The organism is Halalkalibacillus sediminis (assembly GCF_002844535.1).
Taxonomy (GTDB): Bacteria; Bacillota; Bacilli; order Bacillales; family Alkalibacillaceae; genus Halalkalibacillus_A; species Halalkalibacillus_A sediminis.
Map to the genome: position 1 here is coordinate 1 of NZ_PJNH01000005.1, position 15,233 is coordinate 15,233.

Here is a 15,233-nt window from a genome sequence, read left to right on the forward strand (position 1 = left end):
ATTGGCTTGTCTTACTTGTTTTTTCTCTCCCAATCAGATGAGAAAAAACGAATTGACGTCAGGCTATTTTGTTTAGTTTTCAAGGTTCGAATTTTTGCTGTCGTTTTTTGCGACGAGAACTAATTTATCATGTCTCGAAGCAGTTGTCAATAGCTTTAAAACATATTTTCAATCTTTCAACTTAACAAGTGATTTATATCAGAAATACCTATTTAATTTGAAAGGTTGTAGATGCGTTTTCGCGTATTGTTTTTGCGACAACAGAAATTAATATACCATATGGATTTTTAGGTTTCAATAGCTTTTAATACTTTTTTTATTTTACATCTGAAAAATTCTTCTTAGGTATATAGTTCAAGCATTCTTTTTGGTTTGCGAATCGTTTATAAATATCAAATAAGACAATGTAGCGTTCTTTTATCGCTTTCTTCACTTGTTGATCCATATCTTGATAGTTGAAATCATATACAAGCTCATCCATTTCTCTTTTCAATAAATATTCTAATTCTTTTTGTTCAATATCATTCAATAACAAACCAATCATCTCTTCACATCCATTTCAATATAGTATGATATTCATTTTTTCCTTAAATGCTTTGTTTATGTAAGGTTTCATTCTAATTCCAAATTTCTTTTCATATATTTGAAACAAGAAGCTTGTATCAGTTGTTTCCTTACATAACATAAATACTTTAAGTGAAGAGGTTATATGATGAAAATATACTTTTTTAATTGGACAAGTTTGAAAAAGTGGTCAATGCTGATCGGATTGGTGGTTTTGCTTTTTACTTCCATCCATTATAGTTCTGGTTTGGTTTCACAGCAATCGGACCCTACGACGCAGACTGGGGCTATAACCAGAATTGAGAGTGATAAGGATGAAGTAGCTCTAACATTCAATGTAGCTTGGGGCGATGACGAAGTATTAGAAATTCTCGAAGTACTTCAAAACCACAAGGTCCGTGCAACTTTTTTTGTAAATGGGGATTGGGCTCTAAGAAATGAGGATATCGCTAAAATCATCATTGAGGATCAACACGAAGTTGGTTTGCTTGGTTTCCATGATGACCCTTATATTGGACGCTCCGAGGAATATATTGAAGAGGACTTGAAAAATGGCTCTGATGTATTAAAAAGGTTAGATTATGAACCGTTAACGTTCGTCCGTCTACCAGACAATAAGTTTGATCAAACAATTGTAGAGTATATTGAAGATTTAGGTTACCAAGTTGTATTTTGGAGTCATTATGAAACCATTGGTGATGATGCTGAACCTGAGCAAGAAGCTGAACGTATCTCCAGTGATTTTGACCGGGGAGAAATCATTGTATTTCCTGCCTCAGATAATCTCACCGCTACATCAGAAGTGGTTGATAGCTTGATCAGCCAAAAGTTAACTGATGGTTATTCCTTCATTTCACTCACTGAGTTATTATCCCCAGCCAATATTGAACTTCGCCCTATAAACTAAAAAGGATAGTCGCAATGGCGACTATCCTTTCGTTTGTACTTCACGTGTATCATTTTTATCTGCTTTGAACCCGACAATTTTATGCAGTTTAAGTAACTGATAGGTGTTACATGCTAAAAGTGGCACAATCATGAGCATGAGCCATTCAGGGTCATCCACCCGCAATACAGGGAGCCATTCGATAGTCGTTACGACAAACATGAAGAAAATCGCTGGCAGGAAAGCTCTTTGGTGAGTTTCTTTAGCTTTTACAAAAGCCACTCCAATGGAATATACCAATAACATCGCAGCCACAAGTATATAGTTGATTAATGGTTCTGGATCTTCCGCCCTTATATATCTCAGATAGATCAGCTCAAAAAACACGAATGAAATAATCAAAATTTGTGCATGTTTCCAATACTTACCGAAGAAACCTTGCCCAATCTGATGCAAAGTAAGGTATGCGAAAAATCCCATCTGACTAATGACACTATATACCAACCCTAAACCGATGAACCATATCAATGCTCCGAAGATCTCCCATCCATTAAATGGGCTTATGTAGGGTTCATATGCGTGAGGTTGCACGAAGAAGCTGGTTACGACAGTTGTAATCGCACCTATAAAAAGTAATGTTGTAAAAAATTTCAGCCATGCTCTTACAGTCACAGTATGTCCTCCTAAAAATAAATTCCATTCATATTTTATCACGTATTCACATATTTTGCTTTTTGCATTTGTGTATATTTTTTCACAGGCTCCTTATATTATAAGTAGTTCGATTTCAAAGAGGAGTCATACTCATGAAAAAAATAATCATGATTTCAATAGCACTGATCTTTGCGTTAACCGCATGTGCGCAAGGTGGCGGTGAATCTAAAGAAAACCCCGACTATGAAGCCACTAAGAAAATGGTGGTTGATATATTAAAAACGGATGATGGTAAGAAAGCTCTTACTGAAGTTTTGTCTGCCGAAGAAACAAAGAGCCAACTGGTAATTGATTCTGAAACGGTCAAACAGTCTCTCGAACAAACGATGGATAGCGAAAAGGGCAAAGAATTCTGGAAGAAACTTTATGAAGATCCATCTTTCGTCCAATCATATGTCAATGCAACTCAAGAGCATGATAAGGAACTGATTAAAGGTTTGATGAATGATTCAACCTACCAAGAACAATTAATCAGTATATTTCAGAACGAACAAATGCAGCAAACAATTATAGGAGCGTTGAAAAGTCAACCTTTCCGTGCACACCTAGAAGAAACCATTCAAGAAACACTTAACAGTCCATTGTTCAAAGCGAAAATGACTGAAACCTTACTTCAAGCAGCTGAAAAAGCCAAGCAATCCGAAGAAGGACAAGGTGGAAGCCAGCAACAAGGGCAAGGTGGGGGCGAAAGCGGAGAGCAAGGCGGTGGAGGAGAACAAGGTGGAGAGGGCAGTTCGTAATATGAATAGTTGAGGGGCACTTGCGCTAGACAACTTTTAACTCCATTAAAAAATCCTGCAACGGATTACGTTGCAGGATCATTTTTGTTTTATAGTTCGCAGCGTCTGATCACTTGATTTGCGATCGACAAGAAAATCTTCCCTGTTGGGTGGTCTTCCTGATAGACACCTGGCGCAAATTCTTCAACTTCATCATATGGTTGTTGAAGTGGCAAACGTCCTAGAACATCTGTGTTTAGTACATCAGCTAACTTATCTCCGCCGCCTTCACCAAATACGTATTCTTTCTGACCTGTCAGTGTACTTTCGAAATAAGCCATATTTTCCACTACACCAAGGATGTCGTGTTCTGCTTTCATCGCCATCTGCCCTGCACGCGCTGCCACGAAGGCTGCCGTCGGGTGCGGAGTCGTCACGATTAATTCTTTAGATGATGGTAATAAGCTTTGCACATCTAATGCTATATCGCCTGTTCCTGGTGGTAAGTCAAGTAGCAAGTAGTCTAGATCTCCCCACTCAACTTCTTTAAAGAAGCTACCTAACATCTTACCAAGCATAGGACCTCTCCAGATAATCGGAGAGTTATCTTCGACGAAGAAGCCCATTGAAATGACCTGAACACCGAAACGTTCGACTGGAATGATTCGTTCACCACGTACTTGTGGGCGGTTTTCAATCCCCATCATATCTGGAACACTGAAACCATAAATGTCTGCGTCAACGATACCTACTTTTTTACCTAAACGAGCAAGTGCTACGGCTAAATTGACAGTTACCGTCGATTTACCGACGCCACCTTTACCACTAGCTACAGCGATAAAATTGGTACCTGTTTGTCCAATCAAATTCGCTTCCTGTTCTTGATTAGCTTCATTCATGTATTCATCACGTTGTTCATCCGGTAATTCAGTGAAACGAAGACCCACTGTCGCAGCGCCTTCTTTTTTCAGCATGCCAACAATCTCCTGTTGGAGCTGCATTTGCTCAGCCGAATTCGGATTCGCTAGTGCGATCTTCACACTTACATGATTCTTTTCTTCTTTGATGCTGATGTTCTGGATTGCCCCCGTCTCTTCGAAGGACTTATGTATATGAGGATCCTGAACTGGATTCAATAATTCCTTTACGCGTTCTTCTGTAACCAATTGTTACACCATCCTTTATCATATTAATGCCAAGGCTAGTATAACATAAATTCCAAGCTGTCTCAGTTCATACGATTATCAATCTTTCTGCACCAAATATTCAACAATCCCTTCATAAATAGAAGATGCCATTTCACGTTGATAATCTTCATTAATCAACCTGCTTCTTTCTTCACTATTTGAGAGGAAACCAATTTCTAATAGAGCTCCTACAGGATCCGTATGTTTCAGGATATATATATTTTGAATCGGTAAAGCTGAGCGTTCTTTATTCGCTGATTCATTCATTCGCTTCTGGATTTCCATCGCAAGTTCTTTATTTTCATCATTCGGATAGTAAAAAGCTTGTGCCCCTCTCCATTGATTGTTAGGAATCGAATTCAAGTGCACACTAATGAATAGATCAGCTTCTTTTTCGTTAACGAAATCGACTCGCTTTCGAATATCGTAGGATTTTCGTTTCGAATAACCTTTCATATCAGTAGGTGCTAAGTCGACGTCCTTTTCTCTCGTCAAATAAACGGTCGCTCCAGCCCCTTGTAAATAATCTCTTAAAAATAAGGTCGTTTGGAAAGCGATCGACTTCTCTTGTATATCCTCATAATCAGCTCCACCGTCAACTCCACCATGACCTGGGTCCAACACAATCACTTTTCCAGCGAGCGGCGTGGTAGTTCCTTTCGTTGTAGTGAATATTGTATCTATAGGGTACCTCAGTAGATAAATTAGCAAAATAAGGCCTACCAACCATAATAAAATGAGCCAAAAACGCTTCATAGACAACCCCCCTCACCCAACTATATGGAGGTTTGTCCTTAAATATGAAAAAATCCTCGAGCTTCTACTCTAAGCTCGAGGAATTCTGTACTAATTTATATGACACTTTGAGTGTGCTGCTTTTTTAATTAACAGCCTCTGCTTTAGTCGCCTTGTTTCTCTTTCTAAACAAATGGAACAAGCCAACCGCTACAATCAATACTATCGCAATACCGTCAGTCAACACATCATTCGCAATAAACATGATTGCAGATGCTAGTACGGCGATACGTTCAAACCATAAGTGTTTCACAAACATGTAGTTCTGGATAAATGACGCAAAAGCAATCAGGCCGAATGTTGCAGTGATGATTGCCCAAACCACTTCGAGCCAACCTGCATCAGTTATTAACAAAATGGTTGGATTGAAAGTAAATACGAACGGAAGCAATAGTGCTGCCGAGTCATACTTGAAACCTTGCACACCGGTTCGGACCGGCCCAGCGTTCGCAATACCTGCTGTTGCATATGCTGGTAAGTTAATAGGTGGCGTGTCATCCGCTAAAACCCCGTAGTATAATACGAATAGGTGAGCGATGATCACTTCGACACCCATATCAGTTAAGATCGGTGCAACGATTGCCGCTAATACAACATACGTTGCAGTTGTCGGTAATCCAAGACCTAGCAATAGACAAGCGAATACTGTCAATATCAACGCATAAACCAGTTCTGTATTTCCAGTGACTAAAAATGCAGGTGTCATAGAAGTTAAATCTTCTGAAAAACCTACTACTATTCTCGTAAACTTCGTCGATAAACCAGAGGTTGTAATGACCCCAATCAAAATTCCTGCAGTCGCACAGGCTACCACAATCGATAGAGAATTACGAGCAGCAATTTCAAAACCGTTTAATAACTGTCTCCACCCGTAACGCACAGGTGCTTCCTCTATATTCAGCTTCCGCTGACCTGCCGCGAAAATAAGTGCCACGATAGCACCTAATAAAATCATGATGGTAATCTGAGGCTTCCAACGGATGGTCTCGGTAGCAAAGAAGTTCGTGTTGAAGATTCCGTTCAACCCATATAATCCCGCATTCAGATACTGAACGAGATATTGGAAGGCTAATGCCGCAGCTAACAATATAGCAGCAAATAAAAGCGCTCTTCCCATGCTCTCTTTAAATCGGTGAGCAAAGGTAGCAATCACTAACAAAATGACGATCGAGAAGAATGCAGAGTTGTTTACCGATACTCTCTCGATAACCAAGAAGTAAAGGAGCACGAATATCGGGATCAGTAAGTATCCCTGTTGAAGCAACAAGCGGCGACCTTTGACTAGTTCGCTTTTATCCATTCCGGTAATATTGTTTTTGGATGCTTCAAAGTGAACCATGAAAAGAATACCTACATAACATAAGATCGCAGGTATAATGGCACTCTGGATAATTTCGTAATAAGGAATCCCTGTAAGCTCAACCATAATGAATGCCGCAGCACCCATGATCGGAGGTAAAAACTGACCACTGGAGGAGGCTGCTACCTCTACACCACCGGCTACGTGAGGTTTAAACCCTACTTTTTTCATCAGTGGAATCGTGAAAGTACCAGTGGTTACCGCGTTTGCAGTGGAACTCCCTGAAATACTTCCCATCATTCCACTCGCTACAACACTCGCCTTAGCAGGTCCACCTTTATATTTACCGAAGGCTCTTAATGCAAGGTCGATAAACATTTTACCTGCACCAGTTGATTCCAAAATCGCGCCAAATAAAATAAAAATGAACACGAATTGTGCGGAAGCGTAAATTGGAGTACCAAAGATTCCGTTACTACGATAACTCGTCTCGTAAATGAAACGCTCAAAGTCCCCACGGTTATGGAAAAACTGCCCTGGCATAAATTCTCCAAGGAAGAAGTATGCAATAAATACAAGAGCAATAAGGACAAGCGGATAACCAACCACTCGACGTGTAGCCTCAAGGGTTAACACGATCAGCGATAAACCTACGATGATCTCCATCGTCGTCGGGTTCGCTGACATGATTGTGGAAGACATTTGATGCTGTATGATGTACATACCGACAAATAGCGATAAACCTGCTAGCAATATGTCGTAAATTGGAATTTTAGTTTGACCCATCTTCTTTTTCACCGGGAAAATCATAAATACAAGAACTAACGCGATTGTCAGGTGAAAAATCAGAAATGTTTTTGAACCGATTCCTGGCAGCCCGAACCCTGCGACGTATAGGTGGAAAACGGACATGATTACAGCGGTTAAGACAACGACGAATGCCCAACCACCCCGTAGGTGACGGTCACTACCTTCTAATTCGGATATCATATTTTGTTGTTGTTTTTCGTCCACATTTATCCCCCTCGCCTCATAAAGATTCATTTCTATATAGTTATTATAAATGAAAGAGACTCATTAGAATATACTTTTTTTCATCCAAAGGTTGCCATCAGTTTATCTTTCCAAGTCATATCTTGGATTTCTATTAATATCTGGGTATCTGAATAGGGTGGTTCTGATAAAACCACCTCTTGTTCTTCAAAAAAGAAAGAATGAGGAAACAGTTCAGATGGTTGCATTCGCAATACCCCTCCGTGAACAGGTCGATTAAGATTCCTTAATATATAATAGCCGTCCTTCATCTCGACGTCCCCTTTCCTTTCATAGGGTAGCCCAGCACCAAACGATTTCGTCCAACTTTCCATCGTCAGAATGACCCAATCTTCATCTACCTTGAACTTCTCTTCCACGGGCGATTTTTCAACAGAATGGATATATCGATGAGAAAACCAATCCCCCTTCTCAACTTCCTCCTGCCACATCGTATCCCCTGTATGTATGTCCTCAATGACAATTTTTTTATAAGGGCTTTTAGTATTTAAAAAGAAAACAATTGCTACGGTCAATAAGATAATTAACAGAACGGCAATAAATTTTTTGTTAAAAAAGGCATTGCTATTAAGAAGCAATGCCTTTTGGTTGTGTTGATCATTCGGTTGATTACTGCTCATCATAGTAACGCTGTGCACCTGGGTGTAAATCGATGGACATACCATCTTGAGCCGTATCAACTGTTAATTCTGCACCACGTTCGTGGGCATTTTCAATGTCGCCTTTGTTTTCAAAAATAGCTTTTACCATTTCATAAACTTGATCTTCCGGAAGATCATCACTTGCAATCAACATCGCCTGTACAGCTACTGTTGAACCTGTGCTATCGAAGTTGTCATAAGCATCTTCAGGTATATCTTGTCTTGAGTAGTAAGGATACTCGTTCATAAGCGCTTCGATCATGTCATCGCTAATGCTAACCAACTTGATGTCCGCACTAGCACTTAACTCCTGGATACTACCAGTTGGTGTACCAGATGTTACGAATGCAGCGTCGATGTTACCATCCTGCAAGTTAGTGGATGCATCACCGAATCCCATGTATTCCGCACTGATGTCATCGAAAGTCATATCATGAACACCAAAAATTTGCTCAGCGTTCGCTTCTGTACCTGAACCAACGTCACCTACAGCCACACGCTTACCTTTTAAATCTTCAATACTTTCAATACCACTGTCTGCCATCGCAACGATTTGGATCGTTTCTGGATAGATGGTGAAAACCCCACTATATCCATCTTTAACTTCTTCAAACATCATAGATCCTTCATGTGCATAAAAAGCTGTGTCGTTCTGAACCAATGCTAGTTGTGCTTCTCCACCAGAAACTTCGTTGATATTTACAACTGAAGCACCACTTGAGATACCATTTGCTGTAACGCCATCAACATTTTCAGAAATTACATCAGCCATCGCAACACCTAATGGGAAGTAAGTACCAGCTTCACCACCAGTTAACATGGTAACGTTTTCAATCCAGTCACCACTTGCTTCTTCCCCATCACCTGAACCTTCTTCTGATGTACCTTCTTCGTCAGACCCTTCTTCTTCGTCTGCGTCATCCCCACCACAAGCTGCTAGGAATAAACCAAGCGTTAAGAAAAGAACCAATAACAAACTAAATTTTTTCATATCAAAAATACCCCCTAAAATCTTATTAAAATTCTTATGTTTACTAATAATACCACACACTTTATAAAAATGTAATTAGAAAACTCTAACATAAAATATTAAATTGAAATATTTGTAACTTATCAAGTGGGCGATTGCTATTTATTCACAAAAATACTCACCCAACAATTGGATGAGCTTTTAGTTTCAACGTATTAATCGAACGCTTTTTAACACGACTTTACTTTCTGGAAGGCTTGGAATGTCGTTCATGCTATAGCTAATATTTTGATCCGGGAACTCGAACGTAATTTTATTCACGAAAATATGCACCGTTTCCTTCAATATTTCAATGGTAATCCATTCCCCTGCACAACGATGCCCGACACCGAACTCCCCACCCCCCTGTGGAATGAAGTTGAATGGGTTCCCATTCCATTCTGCAAAACGTTCCGGGACGAATTGATCTGGTGATTCCCAAATGGCTGGGTCGTGGTTCGTTCCATATAGATCCAATAGCGTAAGAGTGTTTTCTTTAAATTCATAACCATTCCAAGTAAAATCCTTTTTTACCCTCGCAGCTGTCGAAGGGAAGAAAGGGTAATAGCGACGCACTTCTTGGATAAAATTCTGTAATTTATTTTCATCAGAAGAACGAAGCTTTTCTTTTTCCTCTGGGAATTGTTGAAGCGCGAGCACTGTAAAATCAATATATACAGAAACCGCTACGATCGGCCGTAATAGATTCAGCAATTCTACTGCCACTACATGCTTATCCAATAGATCTCCATTCAAATCACGATGCCAAGCAAATTGGTAAAGCGCACGATCTTTTGGAACGTCGACCGTACCAGCTCTTACTTTTTCGACTAAACCTTCTATCCAATCTTCAGCCTTTGATCGTGACCTTCTCGCCTTCCAGTGTTTCGGGCCCACACTCGAAGCTTTTTCAAACAAATCACTAAGTTCTTCTGTCCATTGTTCTATCTCGTCTTCTTTTATTGGCACACCCGTCCACTTTACCGCAACTCGAGAGAGTACCATTTTAGCTTCATCATAGACGTTCATTCTTCTTGGTGTTCACATTTTGTTATTGCAGTGTTCCACTCTTGGTGAACCAAACTTCTAATCTCTTGAAGTGTATCTTGCGTCATCATGGACATGAACATCTGTTTCCTGCGATGATGGTCTTCTCCGTCAAGACCTTGGACACCACCCTCTCCGAAAAGAGTTTTCTTGATACGATTCGGAGCAGCCTCAACTCTTGAGAACTTGTCATTGTCATAAAACAACTTTGCCTCTTCTTCACCCACAAGACAGATCGCCTTCTCACCAAGAAGCCTCGTTTCAAATACTCGAGAATCAAACTTATCCTTCCGATTCAAAATAAAATAGTATCCTTCTTTCAATAAACCCAGTGTATGATCCAAACCTTGATCCTTCGGCATATGTTTTTGCTGTTCACTCATTTGTCCACCCCCAAATTGGATGTTTTCTATTATGTTACCCCGGAAGGTAAAAGGCTAAAAGTAATCTTAATTCAGCTTTGTTCACTGATCGAGTTGATTTAGACCCCCTGTATTGTTATTATTTTACAAACGGATTAAACTTTTATCTAAATAAAATAAGATTATCTTGGAAATGGTGGTTTCATAATTTGAAAGAGAATATATTGCTTAAGAAGAATTGAGTACACGAGATTGAGCCACCCGTCTTGAGGTTCAAAAAATAACGGAGGTTACATCATGCCAAAAAATGAAGAGGATGGAGCTTTTTCTGATGTTCTATATCGAGATCTAACTAATCGAGGAAAATTTAAGCGTTTACTATGGATGGACCTTTTTATTGTAGGATATATAGTATATATTCTATTGCATGAGGACATTTCGAACCTTATAAAAGGATTGTTTATTTCCCTTTTTATACTGCTTGGTGTGATATCTACTGTGCACGCATGGTTGAGAATGAAAAAGGATCCTAAATAGGTAATTTAACCATTGTTAGTGAATATTCGATCGGGGGAAAATGATGAAAGCACTTCATTATAAAATCGTTATCACTTTTTTATTACTTACAATAATTCTTGGTGTAGCATATTATGAACTTTTATATAAACCGAAAGATACAATCGAGTTGTACCAATCTGTTAATTTTTCAGACCCTCAAGGACTTGAGGAGTTGTTTCTGGACGATTACCACAGCTCAGAGAAACAAGAACTATTAGAAGAAATTATAGACAAAAACAGCACCCCATGGAAACTACGTCAATTCTCACTTTTTCAATACGGTGACGATGCATTTATAATTGAAACGAGCCCAGGAACTCATAAGCTCAAAATAATAGATGTTCGAAAAATACCAAATGAATCATTACACCCGTTTAATTAATTCCAACCTTTCTTGAACACAGTTCGTAGGAATTGGGGGATATCCATCTTGTATAGCGCCCCCTGCCTACAAAAGAATCATGAGTTTAAAAAATTCTCGTTGGTTTACTATTTCTGATTAAGATCAATGATAAGTTCTTCTAGTAAATTTAATGCATTAATCGCGTCTTCTAAATATCCTCTCTCTTCACTGAAGTAATCAAAACTAGCCACTAAATTATTGATTGTATCCCTCTTGCTCCTTATCTCTATTAATAATTCATTAAGATTCTCTTCACTTATGCTGTCTGAATCCTTATTGGTAATTTCGCGATCAACAGAATCATTTAATCGGGTTATGGTCACTTCAACATGCTCGATTGATTTTGGGTCAGTCGAATTTTCCAAATCAACTTCATGTGGCTCGATCAGCTCACTAACTTTATTTATGTATTGTTCAATTTTTTCTTCGCCAAGAGTACTAGATTCATCAATATCATCACTAAAAATAGATTGAGGGTTAAACCACACTATGCCTATAATCATTGCTAAAACAACCCCAACTACTCCGAAAACTAATTTTGACATCTTATAATCACTCCCTTTTTAAATCGAAAGTCTTATTATTGTAATTTTAACATATTTTTCTAGTGTTTCACGTTGGTTATCATAGAAAGGATATAAGAAAAAGCCAATTACATCACAGTAATTGGCTTTCTAACTCTAGAGAATATCAATTCTCGCTACTAATGCAAGTAGTACCTGCAATAACACCTGAGCGTTTGCAGCGACATCCAGTAAATTTATATCACTTATTATGATTCTTCCTCACAATATCAGGTAGCTCTAATAGTTATTAAGACAATTGCCATCCTAGGAAAAAAGCAGAATGTTCAAAGTAAAAACATTCTGCTTTCTAGGAATTCCATTCACCGAATAATTGAGTAAGTTTTCCCTAGGGTTGTACATTAATTTGAGGGAAGGGCAGAGTCCCGTGTATAAAGGAGGGTGCTGATCCAGTGCTGGATTCTGACAATGTGGCACAACAACTTTAAAACAAATCAGAGTAATTACTACACTCAATTTTTGTTCAGAGAATGTAGGGCATCATCTTTTAAGGTTTAATAAACTTAAGGACAAACAAGGTTAATATAACTCCTAAAACTCCTCCTGTGATATAACTTACATTAAGATACTCCTTCATAAGTAATGACATGATTGGAGGCCCTGCGGCAACCCCAATGAACCGAGAGGAGCTGTAAAACGAAGTAATTGTCCCTCTCTCTTCTTTTTCAATCCCTTCGGTAATCATTGCATCTAAAGTGGGTAGCATCGCCCCTATTGCAGCCCCAAGTATACTTGTTACTAACAGCAATAGTGCAATATTATCACTGGCATATCCTACAAAAACCACACCGAACGATGCTGTAATTAAACCAACGACAATGACTTTCTTCATTGTTGCTGTATCCCCTTTGATTTTTTTGCCTGTTATGAAAGATGCTACACACAAATTAAAAAGTGGGATAGCAAGCACAAAACCCTTTTTAACTCCATAAATATCATGAGTTTTCTCTAATATGTCAGACATAAAAAATAAAACAGCAAACAGGATTAACATCGTATAGGCCCCCAGTAGAAAAACTGGGTACAGCCACTTCCCCTCTTTTTTTAAAATTTCCTTCGTCTTTTTAATGAACTGCTTTAAAGGCTTCGAGTTCTGTTCACTATCCTTAGGAACTTTAATAAAGAAGAAAACAAGTACAATAGAGATCAAACTAAAAAAAGAGATAGAAAAGAAAGGTAAGAACCATAAAAAAGCAGCGAATAACGCTCCCAGAATAGGACTCAGCACTTTTCCGAACGTATTGGAGGTTTCAATGATACCAAGACACGAGCTTGTCTTCTCATCATTATTTTTATACAAGTCACCGACAAGGGGCAAAATTATCGGAGTAGCTCCCGCAGCACCCACTCCTTGGAAGATTCTGCCGATGATAATCCACAGAAAAGGGTCGTCTATTTTCCAGGAAGCAAATCCAGCAATGATTCCCCCAATAAAAGCAAGAATTAAGCTGGGTAGAATAACGATTTTCCTACCGAACCGATCTGAAAGATACCCCGCAATTGGAATTAAGAGAATAGCCGCCAACGAATAACTGGTAATGATTGTGCTCGATTGGAACGATGTAATTCCTACTTTTTTCTCGAAAATCGGTAATACTGGAATTAACATAGAATTCCCCAACGTCATGACGAGTGGGATAGAAGCCATGCTGATTAAACACCAACGGCTGACTTTATTCTCCATTCTTTACACCTCTTTTTGTAGTTAACGCTTTTAGAGTGTCCAAGATGGGAAGACATCATTAAAAAAAGCAAAAACATTTTATTCTTATTTGTTAGTCATTCTCACAAAACACAAAAAACCTCTCTTCCATATAAAAATGAAAGAGAGGTTTGATTTGTTTGTATAAGCAAAACTTAACGTTTTGAGAACTGTGGTGCACGACGAGCGCCTTTAAGACCGTATTTCTTAAGTTCTTACGGATTCCCAAATTAGCGAAGTGATTTCAAACTACACAAAGCCTTTTAATACAAGTTTTTATCGCTTTCTAATTTCGTGTTGGAAAAGGGTATTCAAAGGGTTATCATTTTTCCAACAAAGAGACTAAATCATATCCTTCTCTCAACAATAAAGTGCATCAATATGAGGCATAGTGAGGCGAATCGATTCGAAGCACAGTGCCTCATATTGGTGCAGTATCTATCCTAGCATTCTAAACATTCAGTAGATAATGAATAGATTATAATTGTTGCCTTGGAATACCATAATAGCGGTCAGGTGCTTTTCCAGGTTTTGAGACAGTCTAACGCCCTCCATAATAAGTTCTAATAAATAATTATTAGATTCTGTAAGATATAATCATTTCATTCGCTCCTAATTTATACGCCTGATATGTTCCTTCGCTGTGTACTTCTGAATCATCTTCTAAGGCATCATCTACAAGAGCGTTAATGGTGCTTGCATTTGCACCTAAAGCGCTTGCTGCTTTTACTCCCGCTTGTATATCGGCTGAGTGCAGTGAACCCAAATGTAAACCTCCGTGGTTCACACTAGCGATATAAGCTCCACCTTTAAATATTTGTACTGAACTTTCACCGCTTATAGCTTCATATCCACTCGGTAAAGCATTCTGAACCGTCTGTACTGTTTTTGATTTTTTTGGTTCTTCCTTTGGTTCTTCTTTTGGTTCCTCTTGTGTTTTTTCTTCCTTCGATTCCTCTTTTGGTTCCTCTTGTGTTTTTTCTTCCTTCGATTCCTCTTTTGGTTCATCTTTCTTTTTCTTGCTTCCAGAAGACGTGTTCGTTTGATCAGAAGTGTTGGTTGTATCATTTGACTCGTTGCTAGAGTTTTTAGACGACGTGTTTGAAGAATTCGTTGATTGCTCCTCCTTTGTGCTTGTTGAGCTATCACGAGAAGAATCGGAATCATTCTTCGCTACTACACTTTGAGTATCATTCTCTTGGTCATTATCTCCTGACTGGCGACCTTCTTGTTCTTTGTTTTCTTCTTCGGTTTCCTCTTGTTCCTCTTCATCAGAATCGTTATCTTCCTCAGACTGCTCAATAAGTTTCTCCCCATGATATTGAGGTGCTTCTAATAATTCACTATCGAATGTGCGATATGTAGTAACCTTATCTTCCTGTTGCTTGTCTTGGTAATCATCATCAAAAGAATTAGCTTTACTTTCTTCTCCTTTCTGATATTTACTGACTTTTTCGTCCATTGCAATCAAAGAGGTTATAGCGACTATTAACAACGTTGCTAATCCTCCAACTAGTAAAACTCTTTTATACATGTTTATACCTTCCTTTACAAACTTTTCTATTTATTTCTCTAACCTTCATTTCGGCAATAAAAAAAGAGTCTTTAGAAGTTTGTTAATAATCTTTTATAGATTATTCCAACCCAAAAACTCTCCCTAAAATCATTATCTTATTTTAAACAATCGAACTATCTTATTTTTTTAGCAC

Annotated in this window: 16 protein-coding genes and 1 pseudogene; 4 read left to right on the forward strand and 13 right to left on the reverse strand. The window is 38.6% G+C overall.

The genetic code is table 11. From position 1 onward, the window contains the following. Positions 1-316: 316 nt before the first annotated feature. Positions 317-544 (reverse strand): hypothetical protein, encoded by a 228-nt coding sequence (locus tag CEY16_RS14335; RefSeq protein WP_101332749.1) that lies wholly within the window; start codon positions 542-544, stop codon positions 317-319. 168 nt (positions 545-712) lie between these two features. Between CEY16_RS14335 and CEY16_RS14340 the strand changes: the two genes are divergently transcribed. Further along, positions 713-1,471: a polysaccharide deacetylase family protein gene (locus tag CEY16_RS14340; protein WP_162297954.1), complete on the forward strand. Its 759-nt coding sequence runs from the start codon at positions 713-715 to the stop codon at positions 1,469-1,471. Between the two features lie 21 nt (positions 1,472-1,492). Here the strand turns inward: CEY16_RS14340 and CEY16_RS14345 are convergent, their stop codons facing one another. Beyond that, complete coding sequence (locus CEY16_RS14345) at positions 1,493-2,122, reverse strand: KinB-signaling pathway activation protein (RefSeq protein WP_101332751.1); 630 nt, start codon at positions 2,120-2,122, stop codon at positions 1,493-1,495. A 134-nt stretch (positions 2,123-2,256) separates the two neighbouring features. On the opposite strand from CEY16_RS14345, the gene gerD reads away from it, so the two are divergent. After that, positions 2,257-2,904, forward strand: a complete 648-nt coding sequence (gerD, locus tag CEY16_RS14350) for a spore germination lipoprotein GerD (protein ID WP_101332752.1) — start codon at positions 2,257-2,259, stop codon at positions 2,902-2,904. Positions 2,905-2,993: 89 nt separating this feature from the next. On the opposite strand, the gene CEY16_RS14355 is transcribed toward gerD, so the two are convergent. The 7 genes from CEY16_RS14355 to CEY16_RS15555 all read right to left on the reverse strand — a co-directional run bounded on the left by CEY16_RS14355 (position 2,994) and on the right by CEY16_RS15555 (position 10,298). Continuing rightward, positions 2,994-4,049, reverse strand: coding sequence for an Mrp/NBP35 family ATP-binding protein (locus tag CEY16_RS14355; protein ID WP_101332753.1), 1,056 nt, complete (start codon positions 4,047-4,049; stop codon positions 2,994-2,996). 78 nt (positions 4,050-4,127) lie between these two features. After that, positions 4,128-4,826, reverse strand: coding sequence for an N-acetylmuramoyl-L-alanine amidase CwlD (cwlD, locus tag CEY16_RS14360; RefSeq protein ID WP_101332754.1), 699 nt, complete (start codon positions 4,824-4,826; stop codon positions 4,128-4,130). Between the two features lie 124 nt (positions 4,827-4,950). Then, the gene (locus CEY16_RS14365) at positions 4,951-7,179 is read right to left on the reverse strand and encodes a TRAP transporter permease (RefSeq protein WP_101332755.1); all 2,229 of its coding nucleotides are present in this window, start codon (positions 7,177-7,179) and stop codon (positions 4,951-4,953) included. 80 nt (positions 7,180-7,259) lie between these two features. After that, entirely contained in the window at positions 7,260-7,841 is a 582-nt protein-coding gene (locus CEY16_RS14370) for a DUF1850 domain-containing protein (protein WP_162297955.1), read from the reverse strand. Beyond that, complete coding sequence (locus CEY16_RS14375; RefSeq protein ID WP_101332757.1) at positions 7,828-8,850, reverse strand: TAXI family TRAP transporter solute-binding subunit; 1,023 nt, start codon at positions 8,848-8,850, stop codon at positions 7,828-7,830. Before CEY16_RS14375 ends, CEY16_RS14370 begins: the two co-directional genes overlap by 14 nt. 186 nt (positions 8,851-9,036) lie before the next feature. Continuing rightward, the gene (locus CEY16_RS14380; protein ID WP_338015937.1) at positions 9,037-9,897 is read right to left on the reverse strand and encodes a cytochrome P450; all 861 of its coding nucleotides are present in this window, start codon (positions 9,895-9,897) and stop codon (positions 9,037-9,039) included. After that, the gene (locus tag CEY16_RS15555; protein WP_338015938.1) at positions 9,894-10,298 is read right to left on the reverse strand and encodes a cytochrome P450 family protein; all 405 of its coding nucleotides are present in this window, start codon (positions 10,296-10,298) and stop codon (positions 9,894-9,896) included. The genes CEY16_RS14380 and CEY16_RS15555 overlap by 4 nt, the downstream gene beginning before the upstream one ends. 276 nt (positions 10,299-10,574) lie before the next feature. On the opposite strand from CEY16_RS15555, the gene CEY16_RS14385 reads away from it, so the two are divergent. Both CEY16_RS14385 and CEY16_RS14390 read left to right on the forward strand, forming a co-directional pair. Further along, complete coding sequence (locus CEY16_RS14385) at positions 10,575-10,814, forward strand: hypothetical protein (RefSeq protein ID WP_101332758.1); 240 nt, start codon at positions 10,575-10,577, stop codon at positions 10,812-10,814. Between the two features lie 43 nt (positions 10,815-10,857). Further along, positions 10,858-11,217 (forward strand): hypothetical protein, encoded by a 360-nt coding sequence (locus tag CEY16_RS14390; RefSeq protein ID WP_101332759.1) that lies wholly within the window; start codon positions 10,858-10,860, stop codon positions 11,215-11,217. Positions 11,218-11,324: 107 nt separating this feature from the next. Here CEY16_RS14390 and CEY16_RS14395 read toward each other — a convergent pair whose 3' ends face one another. From CEY16_RS14395 to CEY16_RS14405, 4 genes and pseudogenes are all read right to left on the reverse strand, one after another. Beyond that, the gene (locus CEY16_RS14395) at positions 11,325-11,783 is read right to left on the reverse strand and encodes a hypothetical protein (protein WP_101332760.1); all 459 of its coding nucleotides are present in this window, start codon (positions 11,781-11,783) and stop codon (positions 11,325-11,327) included. Positions 11,784-12,309: 526 nt separating this feature from the next. After that, positions 12,310-13,506: an MFS transporter gene (locus CEY16_RS14400; protein ID WP_101332761.1), complete on the reverse strand. Its 1,197-nt coding sequence runs from the start codon at positions 13,504-13,506 to the stop codon at positions 12,310-12,312. Positions 13,507-13,679: 173 nt separating this feature from the next. Then, positions 13,680-13,739, reverse strand: a pseudogene (gene rpsI / locus CEY16_RS15620) (30S ribosomal protein S9); the annotation flags it as partial. 362 nt (positions 13,740-14,101) lie between these two features. Continuing rightward, positions 14,102-15,058 carry a hypothetical protein gene (locus CEY16_RS14405; protein ID WP_101332762.1) on the reverse strand — a complete coding sequence of 319 codons (957 nt, stop codon included), beginning with the start codon at positions 15,056-15,058 and terminating at the stop codon, positions 14,102-14,104. Positions 15,059-15,233 lie beyond the last annotated feature (175 nt).

Coding starts and splice junctions, on each gene's coding strand:
- CEY16_RS14335 (WP_101332749.1), bottom strand. CDS start 544: ATGATTGGTTTGTTATTGAATGATATTGAACAAAAAGAATTAGAATAT.
- CEY16_RS14340 (WP_162297954.1), top strand. CDS start 713: ATGAAAATATACTTTTTTAATTGGACAAGTTTGAAAAAGTGGTCAATG.
- gerD (WP_101332752.1), top strand. CDS start 2,257: ATGAAAAAAATAATCATGATTTCAATAGCACTGATCTTTGCGTTAACC.
- cwlD (WP_101332754.1), bottom strand. CDS start 4,826: ATGAAGCGTTTTTGGCTCATTTTATTATGGTTGGTAGGCCTTATTTTG.
- CEY16_RS14370 (WP_162297955.1), bottom strand. CDS start 7,841: ATGATGAGCAGTAATCAACCGAATGATCAACACAACCAAAAGGCATTG.
- CEY16_RS14375 (WP_101332757.1), bottom strand. CDS start 8,850: ATGAAAAAATTTAGTTTGTTATTGGTTCTTTTCTTAACGCTTGGTTTA.
- CEY16_RS14380 (WP_338015937.1), bottom strand. CDS start 9,897: ATGAACGTCTATGATGAAGCTAAAATGGTACTCTCTCGAGTTGCGGTA.
- CEY16_RS15555 (WP_338015938.1), bottom strand. CDS start 10,298: ATGAGTGAACAGCAAAAACATATGCCGAAGGATCAAGGTTTGGATCAT.
- CEY16_RS14385 (WP_101332758.1), top strand. CDS start 10,575: ATGCCAAAAAATGAAGAGGATGGAGCTTTTTCTGATGTTCTATATCGA.
- CEY16_RS14390 (WP_101332759.1), top strand. CDS start 10,858: ATGAAAGCACTTCATTATAAAATCGTTATCACTTTTTTATTACTTACA.
- CEY16_RS14395 (WP_101332760.1), bottom strand. CDS start 11,783: ATGTCAAAATTAGTTTTCGGAGTAGTTGGGGTTGTTTTAGCAATGATT.
- CEY16_RS14400 (WP_101332761.1), bottom strand. CDS start 13,506: ATGGAGAATAAAGTCAGCCGTTGGTGTTTAATCAGCATGGCTTCTATC.
- CEY16_RS14405 (WP_101332762.1), bottom strand. CDS start 15,058: ATGTATAAAAGAGTTTTACTAGTTGGAGGATTAGCAACGTTGTTAATA.